This window comes from Paraburkholderia antibiotica (genome assembly GCF_012927125.1).
Taxonomy (GTDB): domain Bacteria; phylum Pseudomonadota; class Gammaproteobacteria; order Burkholderiales; family Burkholderiaceae; genus Paraburkholderia; species Paraburkholderia antibiotica.
In genome coordinates this window covers 232,408-256,073 of record NZ_JABBFZ010000001.1, presented here as the reverse complement: position 1 = coordinate 256,073, position 23,666 = coordinate 232,408, and the positions used below count along the sequence as shown (strand labels likewise).

At 63.8% G+C, this 23,666-nt stretch carries 18 protein-coding genes, 1 other RNA gene and 1 pseudogene; 13 read left to right on the top strand and 7 right to left on the bottom strand.

The features are described from left to right. Positions 1 to 49: 49 nt before the first annotated feature. The 4 genes from pheA to gyrA all read right to left on the bottom strand — a co-directional run bounded on the left by pheA (position 50) and on the right by gyrA (position 5,878). Positions 50 to 1,129, bottom strand: coding sequence for a prephenate dehydratase (gene pheA, locus HHL14_RS01200; RefSeq protein ID WP_169495764.1), 1,080 nt, complete (start codon positions 1,127 to 1,129; stop codon positions 50 to 52). Between the two features lie 64 nt (positions 1,130 to 1,193). Continuing rightward, the gene (gene serC, locus HHL14_RS01195) at positions 1,194 to 2,276 is read right to left on the bottom strand and encodes a 3-phosphoserine/phosphohydroxythreonine transaminase (RefSeq protein ID WP_169495763.1); all 1,083 of its coding nucleotides are present in this window, start codon (positions 2,274 to 2,276) and stop codon (positions 1,194 to 1,196) included. 241 nt (positions 2,277 to 2,517) lie between these two features. Beyond that, on the bottom strand, positions 2,518 to 3,123 hold the full coding sequence (locus tag HHL14_RS01190) for a DUF2059 domain-containing protein (RefSeq protein ID WP_169496277.1): 606 nt from the start codon (positions 3,121 to 3,123) through the stop codon (positions 2,518 to 2,520). 124 nt (positions 3,124 to 3,247) lie between these two features. Further along, positions 3,248 to 5,878: a DNA gyrase subunit A gene (gyrA, locus tag HHL14_RS01185; protein WP_169495762.1), complete on the bottom strand. Its 2,631-nt coding sequence runs from the start codon at positions 5,876 to 5,878 to the stop codon at positions 3,248 to 3,250. 476 nt (positions 5,879 to 6,354) lie between these two features. Between gyrA and ompA the strand changes: the two genes are divergently transcribed. The 8 genes and pseudogenes from ompA (at position 6,355) to HHL14_RS01140 (ending at position 12,289) form a co-directional block, all read left to right on the top strand. Continuing rightward, positions 6,355 to 7,002 (top strand): outer membrane protein OmpA, encoded by a 648-nt coding sequence (gene ompA, locus HHL14_RS01180; protein ID WP_169495761.1) that lies wholly within the window; start codon positions 6,355 to 6,357, stop codon positions 7,000 to 7,002. Positions 7,003 to 7,243: 241 nt separating this feature from the next. Next, positions 7,244 to 7,942 (top strand): bifunctional 2-polyprenyl-6-hydroxyphenol methylase/3-demethylubiquinol 3-O-methyltransferase UbiG, encoded by a 699-nt coding sequence (gene ubiG / locus HHL14_RS01175; protein ID WP_169495760.1) that lies wholly within the window; start codon positions 7,244 to 7,246, stop codon positions 7,940 to 7,942. Between the two features lie 28 nt (positions 7,943 to 7,970). Beyond that, positions 7,971 to 8,684: a phosphoglycolate phosphatase gene (gph, locus tag HHL14_RS01170; protein WP_169495759.1), complete on the top strand. Its 714-nt coding sequence runs from the start codon at positions 7,971 to 7,973 to the stop codon at positions 8,682 to 8,684. A 146-nt stretch (positions 8,685 to 8,830) separates the two neighbouring features. Continuing rightward, positions 8,831 to 9,200, top strand: a transfer-messenger RNA (tmRNA) gene (ssrA, locus tag HHL14_RS01165). Between the two features lie 188 nt (positions 9,201 to 9,388). Continuing rightward, positions 9,389 to 9,635 (top strand): annotated as a pseudogene (locus HHL14_RS01160) (Arm DNA-binding domain-containing protein); the annotation flags it as partial. Between the two features lie 86 nt (positions 9,636 to 9,721). Continuing rightward, positions 9,722 to 10,159, top strand: coding sequence for a VOC family protein (locus HHL14_RS01155; protein WP_169495757.1), 438 nt, complete (start codon positions 9,722 to 9,724; stop codon positions 10,157 to 10,159). 145 nt (positions 10,160 to 10,304) lie between these two features. Next, positions 10,305 to 11,060: a hypothetical protein gene (locus tag HHL14_RS01150; protein ID WP_169495756.1), complete on the top strand. Its 756-nt coding sequence runs from the start codon at positions 10,305 to 10,307 to the stop codon at positions 11,058 to 11,060. A gap of 860 nt (positions 11,061 to 11,920) precedes the next feature. Further along, on the top strand, positions 11,921 to 12,289 hold the full coding sequence (locus tag HHL14_RS01140) for a COG4315 family predicted lipoprotein (protein ID WP_169495755.1): 369 nt from the start codon (positions 11,921 to 11,923) through the stop codon (positions 12,287 to 12,289). Positions 12,290 to 12,587: 298 nt separating this feature from the next. Here the strand turns inward: HHL14_RS01140 and HHL14_RS01135 are convergent, their stop codons facing one another. Next, entirely contained in the window at positions 12,588 to 12,854 is a 267-nt protein-coding gene (locus HHL14_RS01135) for a hypothetical protein (protein ID WP_169495754.1), read from the bottom strand. A gap of 142 nt (positions 12,855 to 12,996) precedes the next feature. After that, on the bottom strand, positions 12,997 to 14,076 hold the full coding sequence (locus tag HHL14_RS01130) for a substrate-binding domain-containing protein (RefSeq protein WP_169495753.1): 1,080 nt from the start codon (positions 14,074 to 14,076) through the stop codon (positions 12,997 to 12,999). Positions 14,077 to 14,208: 132 nt separating this feature from the next. On the opposite strand from HHL14_RS01130, the gene HHL14_RS01125 reads away from it, so the two are divergent. Genes HHL14_RS01125 through HHL14_RS01110 form a run of 4 tightly spaced genes read left to right on the top strand, consistent with a single transcriptional unit; the run spans position 14,209 to position 19,498 of the window. Next, on the top strand, positions 14,209 to 14,694 hold the full coding sequence (locus tag HHL14_RS01125; protein WP_169495752.1) for an NAD(P)H-dependent oxidoreductase subunit E: 486 nt from the start codon (positions 14,209 to 14,211) through the stop codon (positions 14,692 to 14,694). Continuing rightward, positions 14,691 to 16,274: a formate dehydrogenase beta subunit gene (locus tag HHL14_RS01120; RefSeq protein WP_169495751.1), complete on the top strand. Its 1,584-nt coding sequence runs from the start codon at positions 14,691 to 14,693 to the stop codon at positions 16,272 to 16,274. Before HHL14_RS01125 ends, HHL14_RS01120 begins: the two co-directional genes overlap by 4 nt. 15 nt (positions 16,275 to 16,289) lie before the next feature. After that, positions 16,290 to 19,235: a formate dehydrogenase subunit alpha gene (fdhF, locus tag HHL14_RS01115; protein WP_169495750.1), complete on the top strand. Its 2,946-nt coding sequence runs from the start codon at positions 16,290 to 16,292 to the stop codon at positions 19,233 to 19,235. A gap of 8 nt (positions 19,236 to 19,243) precedes the next feature. Further along, positions 19,244 to 19,498, top strand: a complete 255-nt coding sequence (locus tag HHL14_RS01110) for a formate dehydrogenase subunit delta (protein WP_169495749.1) — start codon at positions 19,244 to 19,246, stop codon at positions 19,496 to 19,498. A 114-nt stretch (positions 19,499 to 19,612) separates the two neighbouring features. Here HHL14_RS01110 and HHL14_RS01105 read toward each other — a convergent pair whose 3' ends face one another. Continuing rightward, on the bottom strand, positions 19,613 to 21,358 hold the full coding sequence (locus HHL14_RS01105) for an FAD-dependent monooxygenase (protein WP_169495748.1): 1,746 nt from the start codon (positions 21,356 to 21,358) through the stop codon (positions 19,613 to 19,615). Positions 21,359 to 21,733: 375 nt separating this feature from the next. On the opposite strand from HHL14_RS01105, the gene HHL14_RS01100 reads away from it, so the two are divergent. Beyond that, positions 21,734 to 23,581, top strand: a complete 1,848-nt coding sequence (locus HHL14_RS01100; protein WP_169495747.1) for a tetratricopeptide repeat protein — start codon at positions 21,734 to 21,736, stop codon at positions 23,579 to 23,581. Positions 23,582 to 23,666 lie beyond the last annotated feature (85 nt).

Genomic DNA, 23,666 nt, shown 5'->3' with positions numbered 1-23,666 from the left:
GGTACCTGTGATGCCGCCCGGACTGCGCTGCCGGTATTGCCTGATCCGCCTAGCGGGCGCGCGGATAGGAGCCGAGTATCTTCAGGAACGCGGCCTTCTCGCCGAGTCCAGCGAGCGCGGCGGCCACGGCCGCATCGTCGCGATGGCCTTCGACGTCGATATAGAAGTAGTACTCCCACGTGCCGATGCGCGCCGGGCGCGATTCGAAACGCGTCATCGACACACCGTGCCGCGCGAGCGGCTCGAGCAGCTTGACCATCGCGCCCGGCTCGTTCGCGACCGACACGATCAGCGAAGTCTGGTCATGACCGCTCGGACCGGTCGGCTGCTTGCCGATCATCACGAAGCGCGTGCGGTTGTGCGGGTCGTCCTGAATCAGCGCATTGGTGACCTGCAGACTGTAGTGAATCGCCGCGCGATCGCCGGCGATCGCCGCGACGGTCGGATCTTCGGCCGCCATGCGCGCGGCTTCCGCGTTGCTCGCAACCGCCTGGCGCTCCAGATGCGGCGCGTTCGCCGACAGCCAGTGCTGGCATTGCGCGAGCGCCTGCGCATGCGCGCACACGCGCTTGACGCCGGCAAGCCCGTTTTGCGTGAGCAGGTTGTGATGGATCGGCAGCGCGAGTTCGCCGCCGATAATCAGTTGCGTTTGCAGCAGCAGATCGAGCGTGCGCGACACCGCGCCCTCGGTCGAATTCTCGACCGGCACGACGCCGTAGTCGGCGGCGCCTGCTTCGACCGAGCGGAACACTTCGTCGATCGACGAGCACGGCAGGCCTTCGATCGACTGACCGAAGTATTCGTGCATCGCCTGTTCGCTATACGTGCCGACCGGCCCGAGGTAAGCGGCCTTGATGGTCTTTTCGAGCGCGCGGCTCGCGGCCATGATCTCGCGCCAGATCGCGCTGATGTGCTCGTCCGCGAGCGGCCCTTTGCTCATTTCCTGCAGACGCGCGATCACCTGTTGCTCGCGCTCCGGCCGGAACACCGGCGCGTTGAAATGCTTCTTGACCTCGCCCACTTCGAGCGCGACCGACGCGCGCTGGTTCAGAAGCGCGATCAGTTGCGCGTCGAGCGCGTCGATGCGATCGCGCAGAGGTTTGAGTCGGTTATTGAGTTCGTCGTCCATGCGTGAAAAACGGCCCTGCCGGGTAACTGCTGGAAAGGATGCGCGCGCCTGCGAGTCGGCCGACTCAGGCGCTGCGCTGCTCGAATTCCTTCATGTATTCGACAAGCGCTTTGACGCCTTCGAGCGGGACGGCGTTATAAATCGACGCCCGCATGCCGCCGACGGACTTGTGGCCCTTTAGCTGCACCAAGCCCCGCGCTTTCGCGCCGGACAGGAAATCTTCGTTGCGCGACTCGTCGGCGAGGAAGAACGGTACGTTCATCCGCGAGCGCGAGCCACGCTCGACCTTGTTCAGATAAAAGCTGCTCGAATCGATCGCGTCGTACAGCAATTGCGACTTTTCGAGGTTGCGCGCTTCCATCGCAACGAGGCCGCCCTGCTTCTTCAACCACTTGAACACGAGCCCTGCGATATAGATCGCGTAGGTGGGCGGCGTGTTGTACATCGAATTGTTCTCGGCGACGGTCTTCCATTCGAACGCCGACGGGCAGATCGGCATTGCGCGATCGAGCATGTCCTCGCGCACGATCACAACCGTTACGCCGGCCATGCCGATGTTCTTCTGCGCGCCGCCGAACAGCACGCCGTACTTGGCGATGTCCATCGGGCGCGACAGGATATGCGACGACGCGTCCGCGACGAGCGGAACGTCACCGAGGTCGGGAATCTCGAAGGTTTCGACGCCGTGAATGGTCTCGTTCGTGCACAGATGCACGTATGCCGGATCGTCCGACAGTTGCCATTCCGAGCGCGCGGGCGCGCGCGTGAAGCCTTCGGCGGTCTGGCCGGTCGCCGCCAGATGCACGCTGCCGTATTTCTGCGCTTCCTTGAACGATTTCTGCGACCACGAACCGGTGATGACGAAATCCGCGCGCGGTTTCGAGCCGAGCAGGTTCATCGGCACAATGGCGTTTTCTCCGAGGCCGCCACCCTGCAGGAACAGGATGCGGTGGCTCGCCGGCACCTGCAGCAACTCGCGCAGGTCGGTCAGCGCTTCCTCGTGGATCGACATGAATTCCTTGCCGCGATGGCTCATTTCCATCACGCTCATGCCGCTGCCGTGCCAGTTGAGCATCTCGTCGGCTGCCTGGCGCAGCACTTCTTCGGGCATGGCCGCCGGGCCGGCGGAGAAATTAAAGACGCGCATGGGTGGTCCTGGAAGCAGGCGCGAAAAAACGGAATCGCGCGAAAATCGGCGGAAAAAGAACTGCGAAACTGCTCGCCGAAAAAGAAAATGGCCGTTTGCGCCAGTGCGCAAACGGCCATTATCGCATTGTCGCCGCCAACCCGCCACGCCGTATGGCCCAGCGGGCGCGCCTCCAGGCACTTACCCGGAGACCGCGGCAAGCTGCGCCCAATTCAACCTGGCGCAGCCTTGCGGGCAGAACTTACTTGGCAGCCGACTTGACCGATGCGACTTCCTTGTCGGCCTGCTCACGCGTTGCCTTGATCGATTCCGGCATGTACTTCTGCATCAGGCTGTTCACGACGTCGCGGCCAACCTGGTCCTGCACCTGGATGAACTTGCGGCCGGTCGGGCTCTTGTAGAACGTCGTCAGATCCTTGATTTCCGACGTGCTGTAGTACTTCGCGTACGCGTCGTACTGAGCTTGCATCGCGTCCTGACGGAAAGCGTCGGTCGCGAAAACCTGACCTGCGCTGTCAACCAGCTTCGGCACCGTGTTCTTCTGCAGCGTCGGAACGGCAGCCTGCTTCTGCTTGTCCGTCATCGTCTTGTTTTCGCTCAGCGCGTCCGACAGGATTGCCGGCACAAGCTGCTTGGCCTGCATCTGCGCGCTGTTGCCGATCGCGCCGACCAGCTTCTGTGCGTCGATGGCGTCGAGCAGGTCCTTGATCGCAGCCTGCTTGGCCGGGTCAACCGGTGCTGCTGCAGCAGCCGGAGCTGCCGGCGCCTGGTTCTGCAGCGCTTGAGCCATGGCGAAGGTCGGCACGATGGCAGCCAGCAACATCAGTTGTTTGAATCGTTTTTGCATCATTACTCCCTAAGAGAAATTAACTTGAACTGCACGCCGCACGGGAAAGCGTACCGGCCCGATACGCGGTGACCCGCAGCGTAGCTTCAACGTATTAACTGAGACTGAAAGCCGCTGACACGGATCAAGCCGCGCCGCCGCCCTCACCGCCGTTGTCACCTTCGACGGAGCCGTCGGAATCACCTTCCGACTCGCCCTCGGCCTCAGCTACCTGTTGCAGACCAGACAGCTTGGTCCCTTCGTCAAGGCTGATGAGTGTAACACCTTGGGTTGCGCGGCCCATCTCACGGATCTCCGACACCCGCGTGCGAATCAGCACACCGGTCGTGGTGATCAACATGATTTGCGCCTCCGGATCCACCAGCGTCGCGGCGACCACCTTGCCGTTACGCTCCGAGGTCTGGATCGCGATCATGCCCTTTGTGCCGCGGCCGTGACGCGTGTACTCGATGATCGGGGTGCGCTTGCCGAAGCCGTTTTCGGTTGCGGTGAGCACCGACTGCTGCTCGTCGCCGGCCACCAGCAACGCGATCACGTTCTGGCCGTCTTCGAGCTGCATGCCGCGCACGCCACGCGCCTCGCGGCCCATCGGACGCACGTCGTTCTCGTCGAAGCGCACTGCCTTGCCCGAATCCGAGAACAGCATCACGTCGTGCTGACCATCGGTGATGGCCGCGCCAATCAGGTAATCGCCCTCATCGAGACCGACCGCAATAATACCCTTGCGCAGCGGACGGCTGAATGCTTCGAGCGGTGTCTTCTTTACCGTTCCTAACGCGGTCGCCATGAACACGAATTTATCCGCCGAGAACTCCTTGACCGGCAGCACGACCGTGATCTTCTCGCCTTCCTGCAGCGGGAACATGTTGACGATCGGACGACCGCGCGAATTGCGCGAGCCCTGCGGAACTTCGTAGACCTTGACCCAGTAGACGCGGCCGCGGTTCGAGAAGCACAGGATGTGGTCGTGCGTGTTCGCGATAAACAGCGTGTCGATCCAGTCGTCTTCCTTCATGGAAGTCGCCTGTTTGCCGCGACCGCCGCGCTTCTGCGCGCGATATTCGGACAACGGCTGCGATTTCACGTAGCCCGCGTGCGACATGGTCACGACCATTTCCTGCGGCGTGATCAGGTCTTCGGTGTTCAGTTCGGTCGCGTTCAGTTCGATCTTCGAGCGGCGCGCATCGCCGAATTCGGCTTTGATCGACGTCAGTTCCTCGACGATGATGGCCGAAATGCGTTCCGGGCGAGCCAGAATGTCCAGCAGGTCGGCGATCTGCGCCATCACGTCGCGGTATTCGCCGATGATCTTGTCCTGCTCGAGACCGGTCAGGCGTTGCAGACGCATCTGCAGGATTTCCTGCGCCTGGGTATCGGACAGACGATAAAGCCCGTCGGCCTGCATACCGAACGACGGGTTCAGACCCTCCGGACGATACGCTTCGCGACCACCGGCCGTCGCGTTTTCAGCCTCGGCGCGCGACAGCATTTCGCGCACGAGCGACGAATCCCACGCACGCGACATCAGTTCCTGCTTGGCGATCGGCGGAGTCGGCGCGGCCTTGATGAGCGCGATGAATTCGTCGATGTTCGCCAGCGCGACCGCGAGACCTTCGAGCACATGGCCACGTTCGCGCGCCTTGCGCAGTTCGTAGACCGTGCGCCGCGTCAGCACTTCCCGGCGGTGCGACAGGAAACACGTCAGCATTTCCTTCAGATTCAGCAGCTTCGGCTGGCCGTCGACGAGCGCGACCATGTTCATGCCGAAGGTATCCTGAAGCTGGGTGGCCTTGTACAGGTTGTTCAGCACGACTTCGGGCACTTCGCCGCGCTTGAGCTCGATCACGACACGCATACCGCTCTTGTCGGATTCGTCGCGGATGTCGGAGATGCCTTCGAGCTTCTTCTCGTTGACGAGCTCGGCGATGCGCTCGAGCAGCGAGCGCTTGTTCACCTGGTACGGCAGTTCGTCGACGATGATCGCCATGCGCTGGCCGCGATCGATTTCCTCGAAGTGCGTGAGCGCTCGCATAACGACGCGCCCGCGGCCCGTTCGGTAGCCGTCGCGCACGCCGGCCACGCCGTAGATGATGCCGGCAGTCGGGAAATCGGGCGCGGGGATGATCTCGATCAGCTCGTCGATCGTCGCCTCGGGGTTTTTCAGCAGATGCTGACACGCGTCGACGACTTCGTTCAGGTTATGCGGCGGGATGTTGGTCGCCATGCCGACCGCGATGCCGGACGAACCATTGATCAGCAGATTCGGGATACGAGCGGGCAGGATGGCCGGTTCGTTCTCGCTGCCGTCATAGTTCGGCACGAAGTCGACCGTTTCCTTGTCGATGTCGGCCAGCAGTTCGTGGCCGATCTTCGCCATGCGGATTTCGGTGTACCGCATGGCCGCGGCGTTGTCGCCGTCGACCGAACCGAAGTTGCCCTGACCGTCCACCAGCATATAGCGCAGCGAAAAGTCCTGCGCCATCCGGACAATCGTGTCGTATACAGCCGTGTCGCCGTGCGGGTGGTATTTACCGATGACGTCGCCGACGATACGCGCCGACTTCTTGTACGCGCGGTTCCAGTCGTTGTTCAGCTCGTGCATCGCGTACAGCACGCGCCGGTGCACCGGCTTCAGGCCATCGCGGACATCGGGAAGCGCTCGCCCTACGATCACGCTCATCGCGTAATCGAGATACGAACGGCGCATTTCCTCCTCTAGGGAGATTGGCAGAGTCTCTTTGGCGAATTGATCCATTATCCGTATCTTTTACGTGCCAAGGCGACGGTTGGGCCGCGCCTTCGCGTAAGCATTGCAGGCGCAACGCATCACGCGATTCTAACATGCCGGGCATCCGCCCCCGACGACGGTACGTATACATATTAGAGGGCGCTCCACTCCGGCCCTGCCGACACCCTGATTTTCCCGCCGATCGGGCTCGATTCGTGCGTGCGGCAATTCGCCGCTCAGCCAGAGCTGACGGACCACTCCGGGAAAAGCATTTGTTGCGCATGCACCACAATTGAAGGGGGATTTGATGGGGGGTGGATTTTTTTTTCGTCGGAAGGGAACGATATGGCAAAATGCCAACGCACAAAGAGTCAGACACTGCTCGAAGTCTACACAAACGGTTTTTGTTCCGCACCAATGTTATACTTCGAGCAATGTATGACTTGTCTTCGTCAACAGGCTCGCAGTAAACCTGCGGTAATCTCAATTTCGAGAGGAGAAATATGAATAAACTTTCAAAGCTCGCGTTCATTGCAGCTACCGCAGTTATGGCTGCATCCGCCATGGCCCAATCGGTGCCGGCGTCGCGACAAGCTACCAACGACAACTGGGTGAATGGTACTGGCGAATACGTGTGGATGAACGGCACGAACGAGCTTTGCTGGCGCGATGCATTCTGGACGCCCGCAACGGCTAACGCCAAGTGCGACGGCGCTCTGGTTGCTCAAGCTCCGACCCCGCCGGCTCCGGTCGCTCCGGCACAGGCCATCTCCAGCGAAAAGATTACGTATCAAGCTGACGCGCTGTTCGACTTCGACAAGGCAATCCTGAAGCCGGCTGGCAAGGAACGCCTGAGCGAACTGGCAGCGAAGATTCAGGGCATCAACCTCGAAGTCGTCGTTGCAACGGGCCACACCGACCGTATCGGTTCGGACGCGTACAACGACCGTCTGTCGCTGCGCCGTGCTCAAGCTGTGAAGGCATTCCTGGTCAGCAAGGGCGTCGAAGCCAACCGTATCTACACGGAAGGCAAGGGCCGTCGCAACCCGGTTACCACCGGTTGCAACCAGAAGAACCGCAAGCAACTCATCGCCTGCCTCGCACCGGACCGCCGCGTGGAAGTCGAAGTGGTCGGTACGCCGAAGCAGTAAGCTGCAAATTACCGCAGTATCGAAAGCCCCGCTCCGGCGGGGCTTTTTTTATGCGCGCCGCCATTCGGAGGCGTAGCGTAGCGCCCCCGCCGGCACGCAAGGGACCGCGGCCTCCCCCCACCGCTACCGGCCGACGCTCACCCCGTCCTGCCCGCGTTTTTGCCGCCCTGTCTCTCGCCCTATATACTCGGGGTTTATCCTCGAGCGCCCGCTCACCGCTCTCATCGAGGCAGCTTTCGCCATGACCAACGCCGATCCCCACGAACTACAGAAATTCAGCGACCTCGCGCACCGGTGGTGGGATCCGAACGCCGAATTCAAACCGCTGCACGAACTGAATCCGATCCGCCTGAGCTGGATCGACGCGCACGCCCATCTCGCCAGCAAAAAAGTGCTCGATATTGGTTGCGGCGGCGGCATCCTGTCGGAATCGATGGCGGGGCTCGGTGCTCATGTGAAGGGTATCGACCTGTCGACGCAGGCGCTTGGCGTCGCCGATCTTCACAGCCTTGAAAGTGGTGTAACCGTCGATTACGAAGAAATCGCCGCCGAGGCGCTCGCGGCCCGCGAACCCGGCACCTACGACGTAGTCACCTGCATGGAAATGCTCGAGCATGTGCCCGAACCGGCTGCGATCGTCGAGGCCTGCAAGAACCTCGTGAAGCCGGGCGGCTGGGTCTTCTTCTCGACGCTGAACCGCAACGTGAAGTCGTATCTGTTCGCAGTGATCGGCGCCGAATACATCGCGCGGATGCTGCCGAAAGGCACTCACGACTACACACGCTTCATCCGCCCGTCCGAGCTCGCCGGCTTCGTGCGCGCCGCCGGCCTGCACACGGCGGACATCAAAGGCATCGTCTACAACCCGCTCAGCAAGCACTTCACGCTGTCGGCCGACACGAGCGTCAACTACATGCTCGCGTGCCGCCGCGAAGCCTGAGCCGTCTGAACGCCGCACCCAACGAACAATGAGCGACCCGACTCCCCTGCCCCAACGCGAAGACAACGAGAACATGCTCGGCTTTTGCCAGGCCGTGCTGTTCGACCTCGACGGCACGCTTGCCGACACAGCGCCCGACCTCGCGGCCGCCGTCAACAAGATGCGCCACGACCGCGGCCTCGACATGGTTCCGCTCGAAAAACTGCGTCCGCTGGCCTCGGCCGGCGCGCGTGGGTTGATCGGCGGCGCGTTCGGCATCGGCCCGGACCACCACGAGTTTGCGTCGATGCGCGAGGAGTTCCTCGCCAACTACGAAGCGGATCTGTGCATCGAAACCACGCTTTTTCCCGGCATCGCCGAAGTGCTCGACGACCTCGACGCACGCGGCGTGCGCTGGGGCATCGTGACGAACAAGGTCACGCAACTGACCGAGCCGCTGGTCGCGCAACTGGGACTCGAAGAGCGCGCCGGCTGCGTCGTGAGCGGCGACACCACGCCTCATTCGAAGCCGCATCCGGCGCCGTTGCTGCACGCGGCGCGCGAACTGAACGTCGCGCCGGAGCGCGTCGTCTATGTCGGCGACGACCTGCGCGACGTGCAGGCCGGGTTTGCCGCCGGCATGAAGACCATCGCGGCGGCGTACGGCTATTGCGGCAACGACATTCCGCCGACGCAATGGCACGCGCAGCATGTGGTGCAATCGCCGGTCGAGCTGCAGACGCTGCTGCGCGACATCGGCTGATGGATGAGTGACAAAACGCGTCTGAAAGACCCAGTCGACACACTTGCTAACGAAGTTGCAACCTCCGTCGACCGCAGGAACACACAACGCGCCCATCAATCTATTGTAAAATCTCCACTGGCTCATATATGTGAGCAACGAACCGCGGGGGCGACCTGGTTTCGACAGGGGTTGCGAAGCGGCTAGGGCATGTCGAGGACCCGTCACCTCGTTAATCAATGGGAAAAACGTAACTGCAAACGACGATACGTTCGCACTGGCAGCCTAAGGGCCGCCGTCCTCTGCCTAGTTCACTGACGGGCTAGTGTCGCAAGACCGGTAGCAATACCGACAGAGGTCATATACGTCAGTTAAGCCTTGGCGGCGTCACGACGTCCGGGTCGAAAATCTAGTGAATCGCCGTAGCGCAGCGTGTTCGTCCGCGTCGCTGCGGTTAAATCAAAAGACAGAACTAAACATGTAGAACTGGTCGTAGAGGACTTCTGGACGCGGGTTCGATTCCCGCCGCCTCCACCAAATACCTTCCAAACGTTCACCACGTTTGACCAAGAACCCCCGCCTGGCCTTGCCTCGCGGGGGTTTTTTATTGCAATCTTTCACCAACAATCCCCAGTAGCTACAACCCCAGGCGGGGGTTGTCTTGGGGGTGTTTCATTGTTCAGCAAATCGCCCCCCCAACGCGGCAGACACGCACGGAAACACACATGGCCTTGACCGATATGGCGATTCGTAATGCCAAGCCGGCGGAGAAGCAGCAGAAGCTGTTCGACGGAGGTGGCCTGCACCTACTGGTCACGTCGGCCGGCGGCAAGCGATGGGTGCTCAAGTACCGGTTCGTCGGCAAGGAGCAAAGTCTCGCCCTTGGCATCTACCCCGCCGTGACGCTCGTCGAGGCCCGCAAGCGGTGCCGCGACGAAGCCCGCGACAAGCCTGGCGGCCAGCATTGACCCTTGAGGTAGATTCGGCCATAAACGGACGCTCGACGCCACCGGCAAGACCGTTGGCATTCTCCTTTTACCTACTTTCTGAGAACCAGAATGGAAATTCAACCGTACCTTTTTTTTAACGGCCGATGCGAAGAAGCCATCGGTTTTTATTGTGATGCGCTTGGCGCCAAGGAACTGCTGAAGATGCGCTTCCGGGATGCGCCCCAAGGTTCGCCGGTGCCGCCGGAAAGCATGGACAAGATCATGCACGCGACTCTCGCGATCGGCAAAACGCACGTGCTCATGTCCGACGGTGATTGCAGCACGGGTAATTCGGCGCATTCCGGTTTCAGTCTTTCAGTGACGGCGGATGATCCGGTATCAGCCGAGAAGTTTTTCAATGCCTTAGCGCTGGGCGGCCAAGTGACAATGCCGTTGCAGAAAACGTTCTGGACGGCCGGTTTTGGAATGCTGGTAGATCGGTTTGGTGTGCCGTGGATGGTTAACGTGCAACATCAAGGAGAGCCGCCGGCTTGCGCACAAGGCTAGCCGAACGACGACTTGGAGCCTGAAACGCTTCGCATGTGTTGCGTCGGGCCCCAGTCGGACATCAAGAGAATGGCGCCCAGGTTTCGTCATTCTCAACAAAGCTGAAATTGACGTGTTCTCGTACGGCTAGTTAGCACAGGTAGAAATGACAGATAACTTGGAAGCAGTTGGAAAAATCCTTGGAGAGCCAGTTGCTCCTGAGATGAGCGATGATGCGCTAAAGGTCAAACGCAATCTTCTTATTGCAAGCTTCGTCTCAATCGCAAGCGTGCTTGGAGATCTACACGTCAATCCACAATCCACTATCCTCGGATTGCAGTTTACTGGCCTAACCAGCACCCTGATCAACAAGGGGCTGCTTATTGTCACTACTTATCTGCTTGTCCATTTCGCATGGTATTTCTTCGATGCTTTTATCGAGTGGCGCATCAGACTGACCGGCACAAAAGTCGCATTTCAAACGGGATCAACGTTAGGTTCCCAGCACGCGGATTATCCGGCTGACCCTCGCCAATCTACCCTATACAACTGGTGGAAGAGTCAAGCATCTTCAGGTTACCGGGTGTCGACCTCACTTCAAGAAATGACGAATCGTATTGCCGGCTGGGAATCGAGCGTGCGGGAAGCAATGAAGGACGCGCAAGAATTGAACAAACGCGCCGCCATCGAAAGCCTGGTACACATCCGAAACGATATGACCAAGCTCAAATCCGCCATGGAAAGCATCGAACAGACCGTCACGTCGGCGCGCATACCTGTATCGCTGGGAAGATTCGATGCCTGGTTCAAATTTTTTCTGAAAAGCCAAAACCTCAGATGGCTCTTCATTGATGCAGGCTTACCTCTTGCGCTGGGCTCTACGGCGGTCGCTATGCTATTGCGCGAAGTATTGCAGCGTTAATGTAGCTAGCATCCGCCTCGCTTAATGAGTAGCGCGCCGACACGCGTGCGCTCGGCGAGCACCGGAACAGCCTGCAACGTGACGCGCTGCCCGCAGCCGCGAGGCGCGCAGCGACAGCCGACGCGAGCCCGAGCAGCAGATTTTTGTGCACGCTCAGCGGCGCGCGATCGCGGCCAGCACGCGCCGCGTGATGTCCGCGCCGAACAAAGGGATGCGCCCCGCGCTCGACCGCGCGCCGCCCGCCCGCAGAAGTCCCCGACCCTTCTCTCACGAGGCAGATGACCTTCTCCGCGCCCACTTTGGGTTCGTCGCTCGCGATTGTACGATGCCGATCACCGCTTGGACTCTCGACGAACTTACGGCAGTCCTTCGGCTCAGGATCGCCGTCGACGAGGAAGCTATGGAAAGCGTCCAGCAAGGCTGGCAATAAGGGGGCTTTTGGGGGTTGTTATCGATTCATGGAAACTTATAGCCTTACCTGCCAAGGATCGGAGGCCATAATTCGGTTGACGCCGCCCCAAACTCCGGCATGGCTCACCCGCCTGCCTCACGAAAAACCCCGATTGCCGTCGCGCTATCGGGGTTTTTTGTTTTTCAGCCCGCCCAATGCGGCGCGCGAGCATCGCCCGAACGCATGGATGTTGCCGGAACGGGAATATCGGGCCACCTTCATCCGTTCACTACCTTGCACGCACAACGGCAACGGCAGCCAGCGACGCTGTCTACGCTGCCTATACTCGAAGAAGCATCAACGCAGACGAGCGATGTCGACTGCGGTCATGGTCACGACTTCGTCGGCGGTTTCAAGCCTGGTGCCCAGGCGCGTCATCTCACACGTCGTCAACACAGGAGCCCGCATCATGCGCAAGACCATCCTCTTCCTGGCCCCGCTCGCGCTCGCCGCACTGCATACAAGCGCGTTCGCCGAGCCGCCCAAAATCAGCGAAGGCCGCTTCGTCACCGCCGACGGCATGACCCTCTACACCTTCGACAAGGACACCTCGCCCGGCGTCAGCGCCTGCACCGGCGGCTGCATGAGCAACTGGCCCGCGGCCACCGCGGCGTCGACCGACAAGCCGTCGGGCGACTGGACGCTGATCCCGAGCGCGGACGGCAAGCAGCAATGGGCGTACAAGGGCCATCCGCTGTATCGCTACGCGGCCGATAAACAGGCGGGCGATGCAAAGGGAGACGGCTTCAAGGACATGTGGCACGTCGCGAAACCTTGAGACACGCCAGGGTCCAGCAGCAGACCAGCTTCAGCTTCAAACGGTAGCGGCCACGAGACCACATTAAGAGCAGCCGCACGGCGGCACCGCTACCGCCGCCGCCCTCACGACGCGGCGGTGACGAAAGTCATCCACCGCAAAGACAACGCGGAAAACGAAAGTCCGAAAAAAAACCGTAAGCCGCAAAAATACCAACAGCCAGGAAACGACAGACAGCCCCAAAACCCACGCCCACAAACTACAACGCCGGCCCAAAAGCCGGCGTTGCATCAACCTTCCAGACCACCCGAACGAAACCTCACTCGTCCTTCGGGCACTGCAGATTACAGCCATTCGGATCGCCCATGTCGCCGCGCTTGCGCGCCGACGAGCGCTTGCCGTGCTGATACTTGTCCGACGGCGCGGACGCCGCGAACGGCATCTGCGGATGCTCGTTGATACGGAATTCGTCGGTCAGGATGCCGCCCGGCACGCCGGGAGAATTCTGCGCAAAAGCAACGGAGACGGTGGCGCAAAGCACACCTGCCGCGGCAACGGCGGCACATGCGTGAAGAAGAGCTTTCATGTCGGTTCAGCGCGACGTGGCGCGCGGTTAAAGCGGAGGCGAAGCCAAGAGAGTAGCGGAAACCGGCGCGCTGCGCAGTGGCACATGCCCGCCGACGACGTTTTTAAGTTTACAGGCTCTTACGCCACAGTAAATCGCGCGCTCACGCCGTCGTCTCGCCGAGCCCTTCGGCCAGATCGACGATCCGTCCGCAACCGCTCGGATCGTAGCCGTCGAGCTGCTCGACACTGTGGCGAAACGCGCTGCCGCGCAGCAGATCGATCACAGCCGCGAGCGGCGCGCGGGTCAGATGCGCGCGGTCGCAAGCGAAGTAATAGTCCTCGTCGACGATCGGAATGAAGTCGAGCCCGAAGTGATGCGCGGCCGGCTCCACGCCGAAGCCCACGTCCGCCATCCCGCTGGCGACGAACGCCGCGATCGCCGAATGCGTGAGTTCGGTCGACGCGTAGCCATTGACGCGATCCGGGTCCACGCCAACCCGCCGCAGCGCGAGGTCGAGCAGCATCCGCGTGCCGGAGCCCGGCTGGCGATTGACGAAGCGGATGTCGTCGCGCGCGAGATCGCCGAGGCCGCCGAGCCGCTTCGGATTGCCCTTGCCGATGAACAACCCCTGCTTGCGGCGCGTCAGATGCACGAGCACGTGACGCTGCGGATCGAGCCAGCGTCGGTACGTATCGGCGCAGGTCGCGCGAAATTCGCCGAGCGGCAGATGAAAGCCCGCCAGATCGCATTCGCCGCGCGCCAGCGCGCTCACCGCATCCGCGCTATCGCGGTATTTGATATCGACCGGCAGATCGCGGGCGACCAGCGCCGTCACCAGTGCGGCCACCGCATAACCGTGCGACGCGTGGATGCGCACGTCGTCGGCGGGTGGCGCGAGCCAGCGGTTCAGATCGCTCGCCACTTCGCTCGCGAGCGCCTGCAGATTGCCGTCGAGCCGCTCGCCGCACAGCCGTTGCGCGCGCAGCACCGCATGGCCGAGGTCCGACAGCACCGAGCCGCGACCGCGCTCCTTCGCGATCAGCGGACCGCCCAGACGCTCCTCGATGCCGCGCAGCAAGCCCCACGCATGCCGGTAGGACAAACCCTTAAGCGCCGCAGCCTGCGCGATGCTGCCGGATTCGCCGACGAGCGCAAGCAGCGGCACCACGTCCGACAGGCTGGCCTCGCGGCCGTCCGCCCCCTTCACCACCAGCTCGACCTGGCACTCGATCCTGATCATATATGTTTGGCTCTTTCCTATTGCGTGCGCCCGTTAGCCCGCCTATCGTTCGGTAATACCATATCGAATAGAAGAAGCATACGTGCACGTATTATGAATCACAAGTGCATATATAGCTTTGGAGGAGCCCCCTTGGACGATACTCTCGCCACGGCACCGGATCAGCTCGTGCAACGTCACGCGCAGCCGGGCCGCTCGCTGATCGCGATCCTGCACGCGATCCAGGACGAAGTCGGCTACGTGCCGGCGGCAACGGTCGAGCCGCTCGCGCGTGCGCTGAACCTGTCGCGCGCGGAAGTCCACGGCGTCATCACCTACTACCACCATTTCCGCAGCCAGCCGCCCGCGCCCGTCACCGTGCAGCTGTGCCGCGCCGAAGCCTGCCGCAGCATGGGCACCGAGGCGCTCGCGCAGCATATCGAGGCGCACACCGGCTGCCGCTTCGACGCCGCGCACGAGCATGGCGCGACGGTGGAGCTGGAGTCGGTGTATTGCCTCGGCCAGTGCGCGCTGTCGCCGGCCATGATGCTCAACGGCACGCTGCACGCGCGCGTCACGCCGCAAAAATTCGACGCGCTGTTCGCCGCGGCGAGCAAGTGCGTGGAGGTGCCGGCATGACACGCATCTACGTTCCACGCGATTCGTCGGCACTCGCGCTCGGCGCCGACGCGCTCGCCCAGGCGATCGAAGCCGAGGCCGCGCGCCGCGGCATCGCGATCGAACTGATCCGCAACGGCTCGCGCGGTTTGCTGTGGCTCGAACCGCTCGTCGAAGTCGCGACGCCGGCGGGCCGCATCGGTTATGCGAACGTCGAGGCGGAAGACGTCGCCGCGCTGTTCGATGCGGGCTTTATCGACGGCGACGAGCATGAGCGGCGCGTCGGTATCGTCGACGAGATTCCGTATCTGAAGAAACAGCAGCGCCTGACCTTCGCGCGCATCGGCATCACCGATCCCCTTTCCATTGACGACTACGTCTCGCACGGCGGCCTCGAAGGCCTACGCAATGCGCTGCAAACCGACGGCGACGCCGCCTGCGAAGCGCTGATCGAATCCGGCCTGCGCGGCCGCGGCGGCGCGGCGTTCCCAGCCGGCATCAAATGGCGCACGGTGCGCGGCGCGAAGGCCGCGCAGAAGTACATCGTCTGCAATGCCGACGAAGGCGACTCGGGCACCTTCTCCGATCGTCTCGTGATGGAAAGCGATCCGTACATGCTGATCGAAGGCATGATCATCGCGGGCGTCGTGACCGGCGCGACCGTCGGCTATATCTACGTGCGCAGCGAATACCCGCATTCGATCGCAACACTCGAAGCGGCCATCGAACGCGCGCGCGCAGCCGGCTGGCTCGGCGACAGCGTGCTCGGCTCGAACGCACACCGCTTCGAGCTGTTCGTCGCCAAAGGCGCGGGCTCATACGTGTGCGGCGAAGAAACCGCGCTGCTCGAATCGCTCGAAGGCAAACGCGGGATCGTCCGCGCGAAGCCGCCGGTGCCCGCGCTCGCCGGCCTCTTTGGTCAGCCGAGCGTGATCAACAACGTGATCACGCTCGCCACCGTGCCGATCATCTTCGCGCGCGGCGCCGCGTTCTATAAGGACTTCGGCATGGGCCGCTCGCGCGGCACGCTGCCGTTCCAGCTGGCCGGCAACATCAAACGCGGCGGGCTCGTCGAGCTCGCGTTCGGCGTCACGCTGCGCGAGCTGCTCGACGACTACGGCGGCGGCACCGCAAGCGGCCGGCCGGCGCGCGCGGTGCAGGTCGGCGGTCCGCTCGGCACCTATCTGCCGGAAAGTCAGTGGGACATTCCGATGGACTACGAAGCGTATGCGGCGGTCGGCGCGGTGGTCGGTCACGGTGGTCTCGTCGTGCATGACGACACCTCGAATCTCGCCGAGCTCGCGCAATACGCGATGCACTTCTGCGCGCTCGAATCGTGCGGCAAATGCACGCCGTGCCGGATCGGTTCGACGCGCGGCGTCGAGGTGATCGCGCACATCCGCAACGGCGACACGTCGACGCGCCAGGTGCAATTGCTGCGCGATCTGTGCGACACGATGGTGTCCGGCTCGCTGTGCGCGATGGGCGGCATGACGCCCTACCCGGTGCTATCCGCGCTCGACCATTTCCCTGAAGATTTCGGTCTCGCCGGCGCATCGGCCGATTCCGCCGACCACGCCACCAAAGCCGCCGCGGCCTGACCCAGGAGCCTCACCATGTCCGATCAGATCAACTCAACTTCCGGCGGCTGCGGCTCCGGCAACTGCGCGTGCAAGTCGCAAGCGATGGCGCGCGCCGCCAACCCGTTCTTCGACGACACCGACTACGGCACGCCCGCGCGCCATTCTGACGTCGACGTCACGCTCGACATCGACGGCCAGTCGGTCACGGTGCCGGCCGGCACGTCGGTGATGCGCGCGGCGGCCGTTGCCGGCGTCAACGTGCCGAAGCTGTGCGCGACCGACTCGCTCGAACCGTTCGGCTCATGCCGTCTGTGCCTCGTCGAGATCGAAGGACGGCGCGGCTATCCGGCCTCGTGCACGACGCCGGTCGAAGCCGGCATGAAGGTGCGCACGCAGACCGAGCGTCTGCAGTCGCTGCGCCGCAACGTGATGGAGCTGTACATCTCCGATCACCCGCTCGACTGCCTCACCTGCCCCGCCAACGGCAACTGCGAGCTGCAGGACATGGCCGGCGTGACCGGCCTGCGCGAAGTGCGCTACGGCTTCGACGGCGCGAACCATCTGAAGGACCAGAAGGACGAATCGAATCCGTACTTCACGTACGACCCGTCGAAGTGCATCGTCTGCAATCGCTGCGTGCGCGCGTGCGAGGAAACCCAGGGCACGTTCGCGCTGACGATCGCCGGACGCGGCTTCGAGTCGCGCGTCGCCGCGAGCGAGAACCAGCCGTTCATGGATTCGGAGTGCGTGTCGTGCGGCGCCTGCGTCGCCGCGTGCCCGACCGCGACCTTGCAGGAAAAGTCCGTCGTGATGCTGGGTCAGGCCGAGCACTCGATCGTCACGACCTGCGCGTACTGCGGCGTCGGCTGCTCGTTCAAGGCCGAGATGAAGGGCAACCAGGTCGTGCGGATGGTGCCGCACAAGAATGGTCAGGCGAACGAAGGACACGCATGCGTGAAGGGCCGCTTCGCGTGGGGCTATGCGACGCACAAGGACCGCATCAGGAAGCCGATGATCCGCGCGAAGATCACCGACCCGTGGCGCGAAGTCAGCTGGGAAGAAGCGATTTCGTACGCGGCATCCGAATTCCGCCGCATCCAGGACAAGCACGGGCGCGATTCGATCGGCGGCATCACGTCGTCGCGCTGCACGAACGAGGAAACCTACCTCGTGCAGAAGCTCGTGCGCGCCGCGTTCCGCAACAACAACGTCGACACCTGCGCGCGCGTGTGCCACTCGCCGACCGGCTATGGCCTGAAGACGACGATCGGCGAATCGGCGGGCACGCAGACCTTCGCGTCGGTCGACAAGGCCGACGTCATCATGGTGATCGGCGCGAATCCGACCGACGGCCATCCGGTGTTCGGCTCGCGTCTGAAGCGGCGCATACGCGAAGGCGCGAAGCTGATCGTGGTCGATCCGCGCCGGATCGATATCGTCGATACGCCGCACGTGAAGGCCTCGCATCATCTGCAGTTGCGCCCGGGCACCAACGTCGCGATCGTCAACGCGCTCGCGCATGTGATCGTCACCGAAGGGCTGGTGAACGACGCCTTTGTCGCCGAACGCTGCGAAACCCGCGCGTTCGAGCAGTGGCGCGATTTCGTCGCGCTGCCGGACAACTCGCCCGAAGCGACCGAAGCGGCGACCGGCGTGCCCGCGCAGCAGGTGCGCGAAGCGGCCCGCATTTACGCGACCGGCGGCAACGCGGCGATCTACTACGGCCTCGGCGTCACCGAGCATGCGCAAGGCTCGACGATGGTGATGGGCATCGCGAACCTCGCGATGGCGACCGGCAACATCGGCCGCGAAGGGGTCGGCGTGAATCCGCTGCGCGGTCAGAACAACGTGCAGGGTTCGTGCGACATGGGCTCGTTCCCGCACGAGTTGCCCGGCTATCGCCATATCAGCGACACGGTGACGCGCTCGCTATTCGAGGACGCGTGGAGCGTCACGCTGCAACCCGAACCGGGGCTGCGCATTCCGAACATGTTCGACGCCGCGCTGCACGGCAGCTTCAAGGGCCTCTACTGCCAGGGCGAGGACATCGTGCAGTCGGACCCGAACACGCATCATGTGGCGGCGGCGCTGTCGTCGATGGAATGCATCGTCGTGCAGGACATTTTCCTCAACGAGACCGCGAAATACGCGCACGTGCTGCTGCCCGGTTCGTCGTTCCTGGAAAAGGACGGCACGTTCACGAACGCCGAACGCCGCATCTCGCGCGTGCGCAAGGTGATGCCGCCGCTCGCCGGCTACGCGGACTGGGAAGTCACGATCCTGCTGTCACGCGCGCTCGGCTACGAGATGGACTACACGCATCCGGCCGAGATCATGGACGAGATCGCGCGGCTCACGCCGACCTTCCACGGCGTGTCGTATCGTAAGCTCGACGAGATGGGCAGCATCCAGTGGCCATGCAACGAGGAAGCGCCTGACGGCACACCGACGATGCACGTCGATACCTTCGTGCGCGGCAAGGGCAAGTTCGTGATCACGAAGTTCATCGCGTCGCCGGAGAAAGTCACGCGCAAGTATCCGCTGCTGCTGACGACCGGTCGCATCCTGTCGCAGTACAACGTCGGCGCGCAGACGCGCCGCACCGAGAACTCGCGCTGGCACGACGAGGACCGGCTCGAACTGCATCCGCACGATGCGGAGGAACGCGGCATCCGGACCGGCGACTGGGTCGGCATCGAGTCGCGCGCGGGACAGACCGTGCTGCGCGCGAAGGTCACCTCGCGGATGCAGCCGGGCGTCGTCTATACGACGTTCCACTTCCCCGAATCGGGCGCGAACGTGATCACCACCGACAGTTCCGACTGGGCCACCAACTGCCCCGAATACAAGGTGACCGCGGTGCAGGTGATGCCGGTCGAACAGCCGTCGCAATGGCAGAAGGACTACTCACGCTTCAATCGCGAGCAGCTCGATCTGCTGAAACAGCGCGAGCTGGCCAACGTGAGCGCAGGCAAGTAAGGCAAGCCATGGACAACCAGAATCTGATCGACATGGCGAACCGGATCGGCGATTTCTTCGAATCGATGCCGGATCACGAGGAAGCGCTGACCGGCGTCGCCGAGCATATCCGCCGTTTCTGGGAGCCGCGCATGCGGCGCGCGCTGCTCTCGACGCTCGACGAAGCGCCGGATGCATACGGGCTCGCGCTGACGGATTTCACGCGCGAGGCGATCGTCAGGTATCGCGAGAAGTTGACGCCGGCGGAAGCGCCGGCGGTTTAGCGACGATCTGGAAGACGAGGCGGCGCGCTTGCCGCCTCAGTACGTCACGTTAGTAAGTCACGTCAATACGCCACCTGAGCACGCCCCACCTCGGCAGCCCCTTCGCGCAGCACCTCAAAGCGCCACGCGCTCCGCGATCTCCGCGCCCGTCGCATACCACGCCTCGCAGTGCCGCACGAGACCAAGCAGGTCCGAGCCGGTGCGCCCGCGCACGCTGATATAGCCGTCCGGCCGCACCAGATAGAACGACGGCCGCGTGCGTCCATACGATTCGGCGAGCGCCGGCGCGCCGTCGCCGGTCGTATCGGTGACGCGCCAGATTCGCACCGCGCCGGGCAGCAGCCGCTCGACCTCGGCCGCGATCTTCTCCACCTCCGGATCCGGCGGCGGCGCATGCTTCGCGGCGGGATCGAGCGGCGTGTCGTCGACGGGCAGCGGCGGCACCAGCAGAAACAGCGAGAAGAACGCCGGGTCGTGCAGATCGAAAATGCAGCCGACGCCCGGCGCGCGCCCAAGCGGACCATCGACCACGTGCACCAGCGCATCCGGCGCCCGCTCGCCGGCGCGCGGGCCGCCGTCGAGCACACGTTCGAGCGTCAGCGGACTGCGACGGTATTGAATCGACAGTTCGCTGATCGTCGCGCGCGCGGCATCGCGTAGCGGACCGAGCGCGGCCAGCACCGGCATCACGCGCTCGCGCAGCAGCTTCAGCGGACCGTGATCGGCCTCGGCCATCTGCGTGATGAAGCCGGTCTGGCGCAGCACGTCGCGCTCGATCGGATGGCGCTCGGCGTGATAGGTGTCGAGTAGCCGGTTCGGCGCCGCGCCGCGAATCACGCGCGCGAGCTTCCAGCCGAGATTGAGCGCTTCCTGGATGCCGGTGTTCATGCCTTGCGCGCCGGCCGGGCTGTGCACGTGCGCGGCGTCGCCGGCGAGAAAGACGCGGCCCACGCGCAGCCGATCCACCATCCGGCTATTGACACGAAAATACGACGACCACGCGAGGTCCGACACGTCGACGCGTTCGCGCACGCGCCGCGCGATCAGCGCCTTGCAGTGTTCGAGCGACGGCGGCGGCACCGCCTCCGCCGATGGGTTCGACGACGTCGACGCATCGCCGCCAGCGACTGCGGGCGTGGCCGGCAACACGCTACCGATGCCGCCGACCGCATGATCGGCAATCAGCCGATGCCGGCCATGCCCCATCGGAAACAGCGCAACGAGGCCTTCTCCCGACGCGAAGATATGGAACTCGTCCTCGGGCCAGTCGGTTTCGGCGTGCAGATCGGCAAGCAGGAAGCTTTGTTCGAGGGTCTTGCCTTCGAAGCTCAGACCGAGACGATGGCGAATCGAGCTATGCGCGCCGTCGGCGGCGATCAGGTAGGACGGACGGATCGTTTCGCTGCGGCCGTCCGCGTGACGCAGCGTCGCCTCGATGCTCGCCGAGCCTTGCAGGAACGTCGTCAGTTCGACGCCGCGCTCGACGCTCACACCGAGCGTCGCGAGATGTTCGGTGAGCAGCCGCTCGGTCACCGACTGATCGAGAAACAGCAGATACGGATAGCGCGTGTGCAACGGATCGAAATCGAGCTGCGCGAGCCGCATGCCATTCGAGAACAGATTGGCGACGCGCGCGCGATGACCCAGATCGAGAAACGGTTCGATCAGCCGATGCTGTTCGAGCAATTCGAGCGTGCGCGCCTGAATGCCGACCGCGCGCGAATAGGGATTCGGCTGCGGCGCCTTATCGATCAGACGCACGGGGATGTGGGCGCGCGCGAGACTCATCGCTGCGGCAAGTCCGGTGGGACCGGCCCCGACGATCAGCACCGGCGACGCGTCGTAGGCGGCAGCGTCCATGCGGAACTCCGGAGGCAACAATGCGTTCGAGGGTCTGTTTGCATAGGGAATGCGTGTGCGACTGCCCGCGGGCAGTCCCTCTATGCAAACAGGCCTTAGTGTACGCTGCCGTTTAAATCGGCAGCGGTGCGCTGCATCAATCGTCGCGTGGGTTGATGCGTAACGTGGGCAGCGACCGTGACACGCGGACCTCGTTCATGCAGCACACATAACCCCGTCCACGCCATCCAGGCAGCGCGCATGAACCGAGCCCGCCCTGTGCTTGACCCAAGCGCGCGTCCCCTCGCCACCCACGCCGCTCCCGCCCATTTCCAGGCCCGCCACGCCAAGTATGGGAAAATGCCGCCTCAGCCTGATCCGAATGCCCTCCCCGTCATGCAACCTGTATTTGACCGCGCGTTCGCCGCGCATCGTGACGGCCGCCTCGACGACGCCGAACGCGGCTACTGCGCCACGCTCGAACTCAATCCCTCGCACGTCGACGCGCTGCATCTGCTCGGCGTGCTGCGCCATCAGCAGGGCCAGCACGCGGAAGCCGCGGCGCTGGTGCGGCGCGCGGTCGATCTGCGCCCGGAAGACGCCGCGCTGCAGCTGAACCTCGGCAACGCGCTGAAGGCGCTCGGCCAGATCGATGCCGCGATCGAGCAGTTCCGCAACGCGCTGACGCTCGCGCCGACGTTCCCGATGGCGCACTACAACCTCGGCAACGCCTATGCGTCGCAGGGCCGTCACGAAGACGCCGCCGACGCGTTCGAACGCTCGCTGCGCCTGCAACCGGACGACGCGTCGTCGCACAACAATCTCGGCAACGCGCTACATGCGCTCGGCCGTCATACGGAGGCCATCGCATCGTTCCGGCGCGCGCTCGAGCTGCGCCCCGGTCACGCGGGCGCGCTGAACAACATGGGCATGTCGCTGAACGCGCTCGATCGGCCGGACGAAGCAGTGCCCTGCTTCGAGGCCGCGCTCGCGGCCGAGCCGCGCTTCGTCGCCGCGCACTTCAATCTCGCCAATACGTTCGACGCCACCGGCCGCCACGCGCAAGCGGTCGCCTCGTTCGAAGCGGTGCTGCGTCTGCAGCCGAACCTGCCGCCCGCGATCTACGGGATGGGCAACGCACTCGCGGCGCTCGGCCGGGCCGCGGACGCGCTGCCGTATCTGGAGCGCGCGGTCGGGCTCGATCCGCAGTTCGCTCTTGCATGGCTCGCGCTCGGCACCGCGCACCAGGCGCTCGGCGCGCACGCGGCAGCAGTGCGCGCGCTCGATCAGGCGCTGCGCCTGCGCCCCGATCTCGCGTCCGCGCATATGAACCGCGCGCTCGCGTGGCTCGCGATGCGCGACTTCGCGCGCGGGCTGCCCGAATACGAATGGCGTCTGCAAACCGTCGCGCAACCGGCCATCCAGACACTGCCGCGCTGGCACGGCGAACCGATCGAAAAGCACACGCTGCTGATTCACGCCGAGCAGGGTCTCGGCGACACGCTGCAGTTCGTGCGCTTCGTGCCGCTCGCCGCGCAGCGCGCCGCACGCGTGGTGCTCGAAGTGCAGCCGCAGTTGCTGCCGCTCGTGGCGCCCGTCGCGAAGGCGTGGCGCGTAACGTTGATCGCGCAGGGCCAGCCGCGCCCCGCCGCCGATCTGCAGATTCCGCTCCTGAGCCTGCCGCTCGTGCTCGGCACACGCTACGACACGCTGCCGGAGCGCACGCCGTATCTGGACGTGCCGCCGGCCTATAGCCGCAAATGGCGCGGCTCGCTCGGCGGTCACGCGAAACGCAAGGTCGGGCTCGCGTGGTCGGGGCGCATCCAGCGCAACGAAACGCGCACGATGCCGCTCGCCGCGCTCGAACCGCTGTTCGCGCTCGACGGCATCGACTGGATCGTGCTGCAACCCGATCTGGCCGACGCCGAACGCGCGGCGCTCGATGCGCATCCGCGCGCGACGTCGATCCATCGTTTCGATCGACGCATCGGCGACTTCGCGGATACCGCGGCGATCGTCTCGCGGCTCGATGCGGTGGTGTCGATCGACACCTCGATCGCGCACCTCGCCGGCGCGCTGCGCAAACCGCTGTGGCTGATGCTGCCGTTCGCCGCCGACTGGCGCTGGTTCGACGGCGACGCGCGCAGCCCGTGGTATCCGGGCGCGACGCTCGTGCGGCAACCGCGGCCGGGCGCGTGGGACGAAGTCGTCGAGGCGGTCGCGCGGGAACTGCGGCACGGCTAGCGCGAGCGCGGCCATGCGCAACAATGCACGCAATGCGCACAATGCGCCGGCACCGTCCGGCCAATAAAAAACCCCGCTTGCGCGG

What these genes read in the sequence shown, in the direction of transcription:
- pheA (WP_169495764.1), bottom strand. Translation starts at nt 1,129, where the DNA reads ATGGACGACGAACTCAATAACCGACTCAAACCTCTGCGCGATCGCATC.
- serC (WP_169495763.1), bottom strand. Translation starts at nt 2,276, where the DNA reads ATGCGCGTCTTTAATTTCTCCGCCGGCCCGGCGGCCATGCCCGAAGAA.
- HHL14_RS01155 (WP_169495757.1), top strand. Translation starts at nt 9,722, where the DNA reads ATGGAAATTCAACCGTACCTTTTTTTTAACGGCCGATGCGAAGAAGCC.
- ompA (WP_169495761.1), top strand. Translation starts at nt 6,355, where the DNA reads ATGAATAAACTTTCAAAGCTCGCGTTCATTGCAGCTACCGCAGTTATG.
- HHL14_RS01135 (WP_169495754.1), bottom strand. Translation starts at nt 12,854, where the DNA reads ATGAAAGCTCTTCTTCACGCATGTGCCGCCGTTGCCGCGGCAGGTGTG.
- HHL14_RS01120 (WP_169495751.1), top strand. Translation starts at nt 14,691, where the DNA reads ATGACACGCATCTACGTTCCACGCGATTCGTCGGCACTCGCGCTCGGC.
- HHL14_RS01100 (WP_169495747.1), top strand. Translation starts at nt 21,734, where the DNA reads ATGCAACCTGTATTTGACCGCGCGTTCGCCGCGCATCGTGACGGCCGC.
- fdhF (WP_169495750.1), top strand. Translation starts at nt 16,290, where the DNA reads ATGTCCGATCAGATCAACTCAACTTCCGGCGGCTGCGGCTCCGGCAAC.
- HHL14_RS01130 (WP_169495753.1), bottom strand. Translation starts at nt 14,076, where the DNA reads ATGATCAGGATCGAGTGCCAGGTCGAGCTGGTGGTGAAGGGGGCGGAC.
- HHL14_RS01105 (WP_169495748.1), bottom strand. Translation starts at nt 21,358, where the DNA reads ATGGACGCTGCCGCCTACGACGCGTCGCCGGTGCTGATCGTCGGGGCC.
- gyrA (WP_169495762.1), bottom strand. Translation starts at nt 5,878, where the DNA reads ATGGATCAATTCGCCAAAGAGACTCTGCCAATCTCCCTAGAGGAGGAA.
- HHL14_RS01150 (WP_169495756.1), top strand. Translation starts at nt 10,305, where the DNA reads ATGACAGATAACTTGGAAGCAGTTGGAAAAATCCTTGGAGAGCCAGTT.
- HHL14_RS01140 (WP_169495755.1), top strand. Translation starts at nt 11,921, where the DNA reads ATGCGCAAGACCATCCTCTTCCTGGCCCCGCTCGCGCTCGCCGCACTG.
- HHL14_RS01190 (WP_169496277.1), bottom strand. Translation starts at nt 3,123, where the DNA reads ATGCAAAAACGATTCAAACAACTGATGTTGCTGGCTGCCATCGTGCCG.
- HHL14_RS01110 (WP_169495749.1), top strand. Translation starts at nt 19,244, where the DNA reads ATGGACAACCAGAATCTGATCGACATGGCGAACCGGATCGGCGATTTC.
- ubiG (WP_169495760.1), top strand. Translation starts at nt 7,244, where the DNA reads ATGACCAACGCCGATCCCCACGAACTACAGAAATTCAGCGACCTCGCG.
- gph (WP_169495759.1), top strand. Translation starts at nt 7,971, where the DNA reads ATGAGCGACCCGACTCCCCTGCCCCAACGCGAAGACAACGAGAACATG.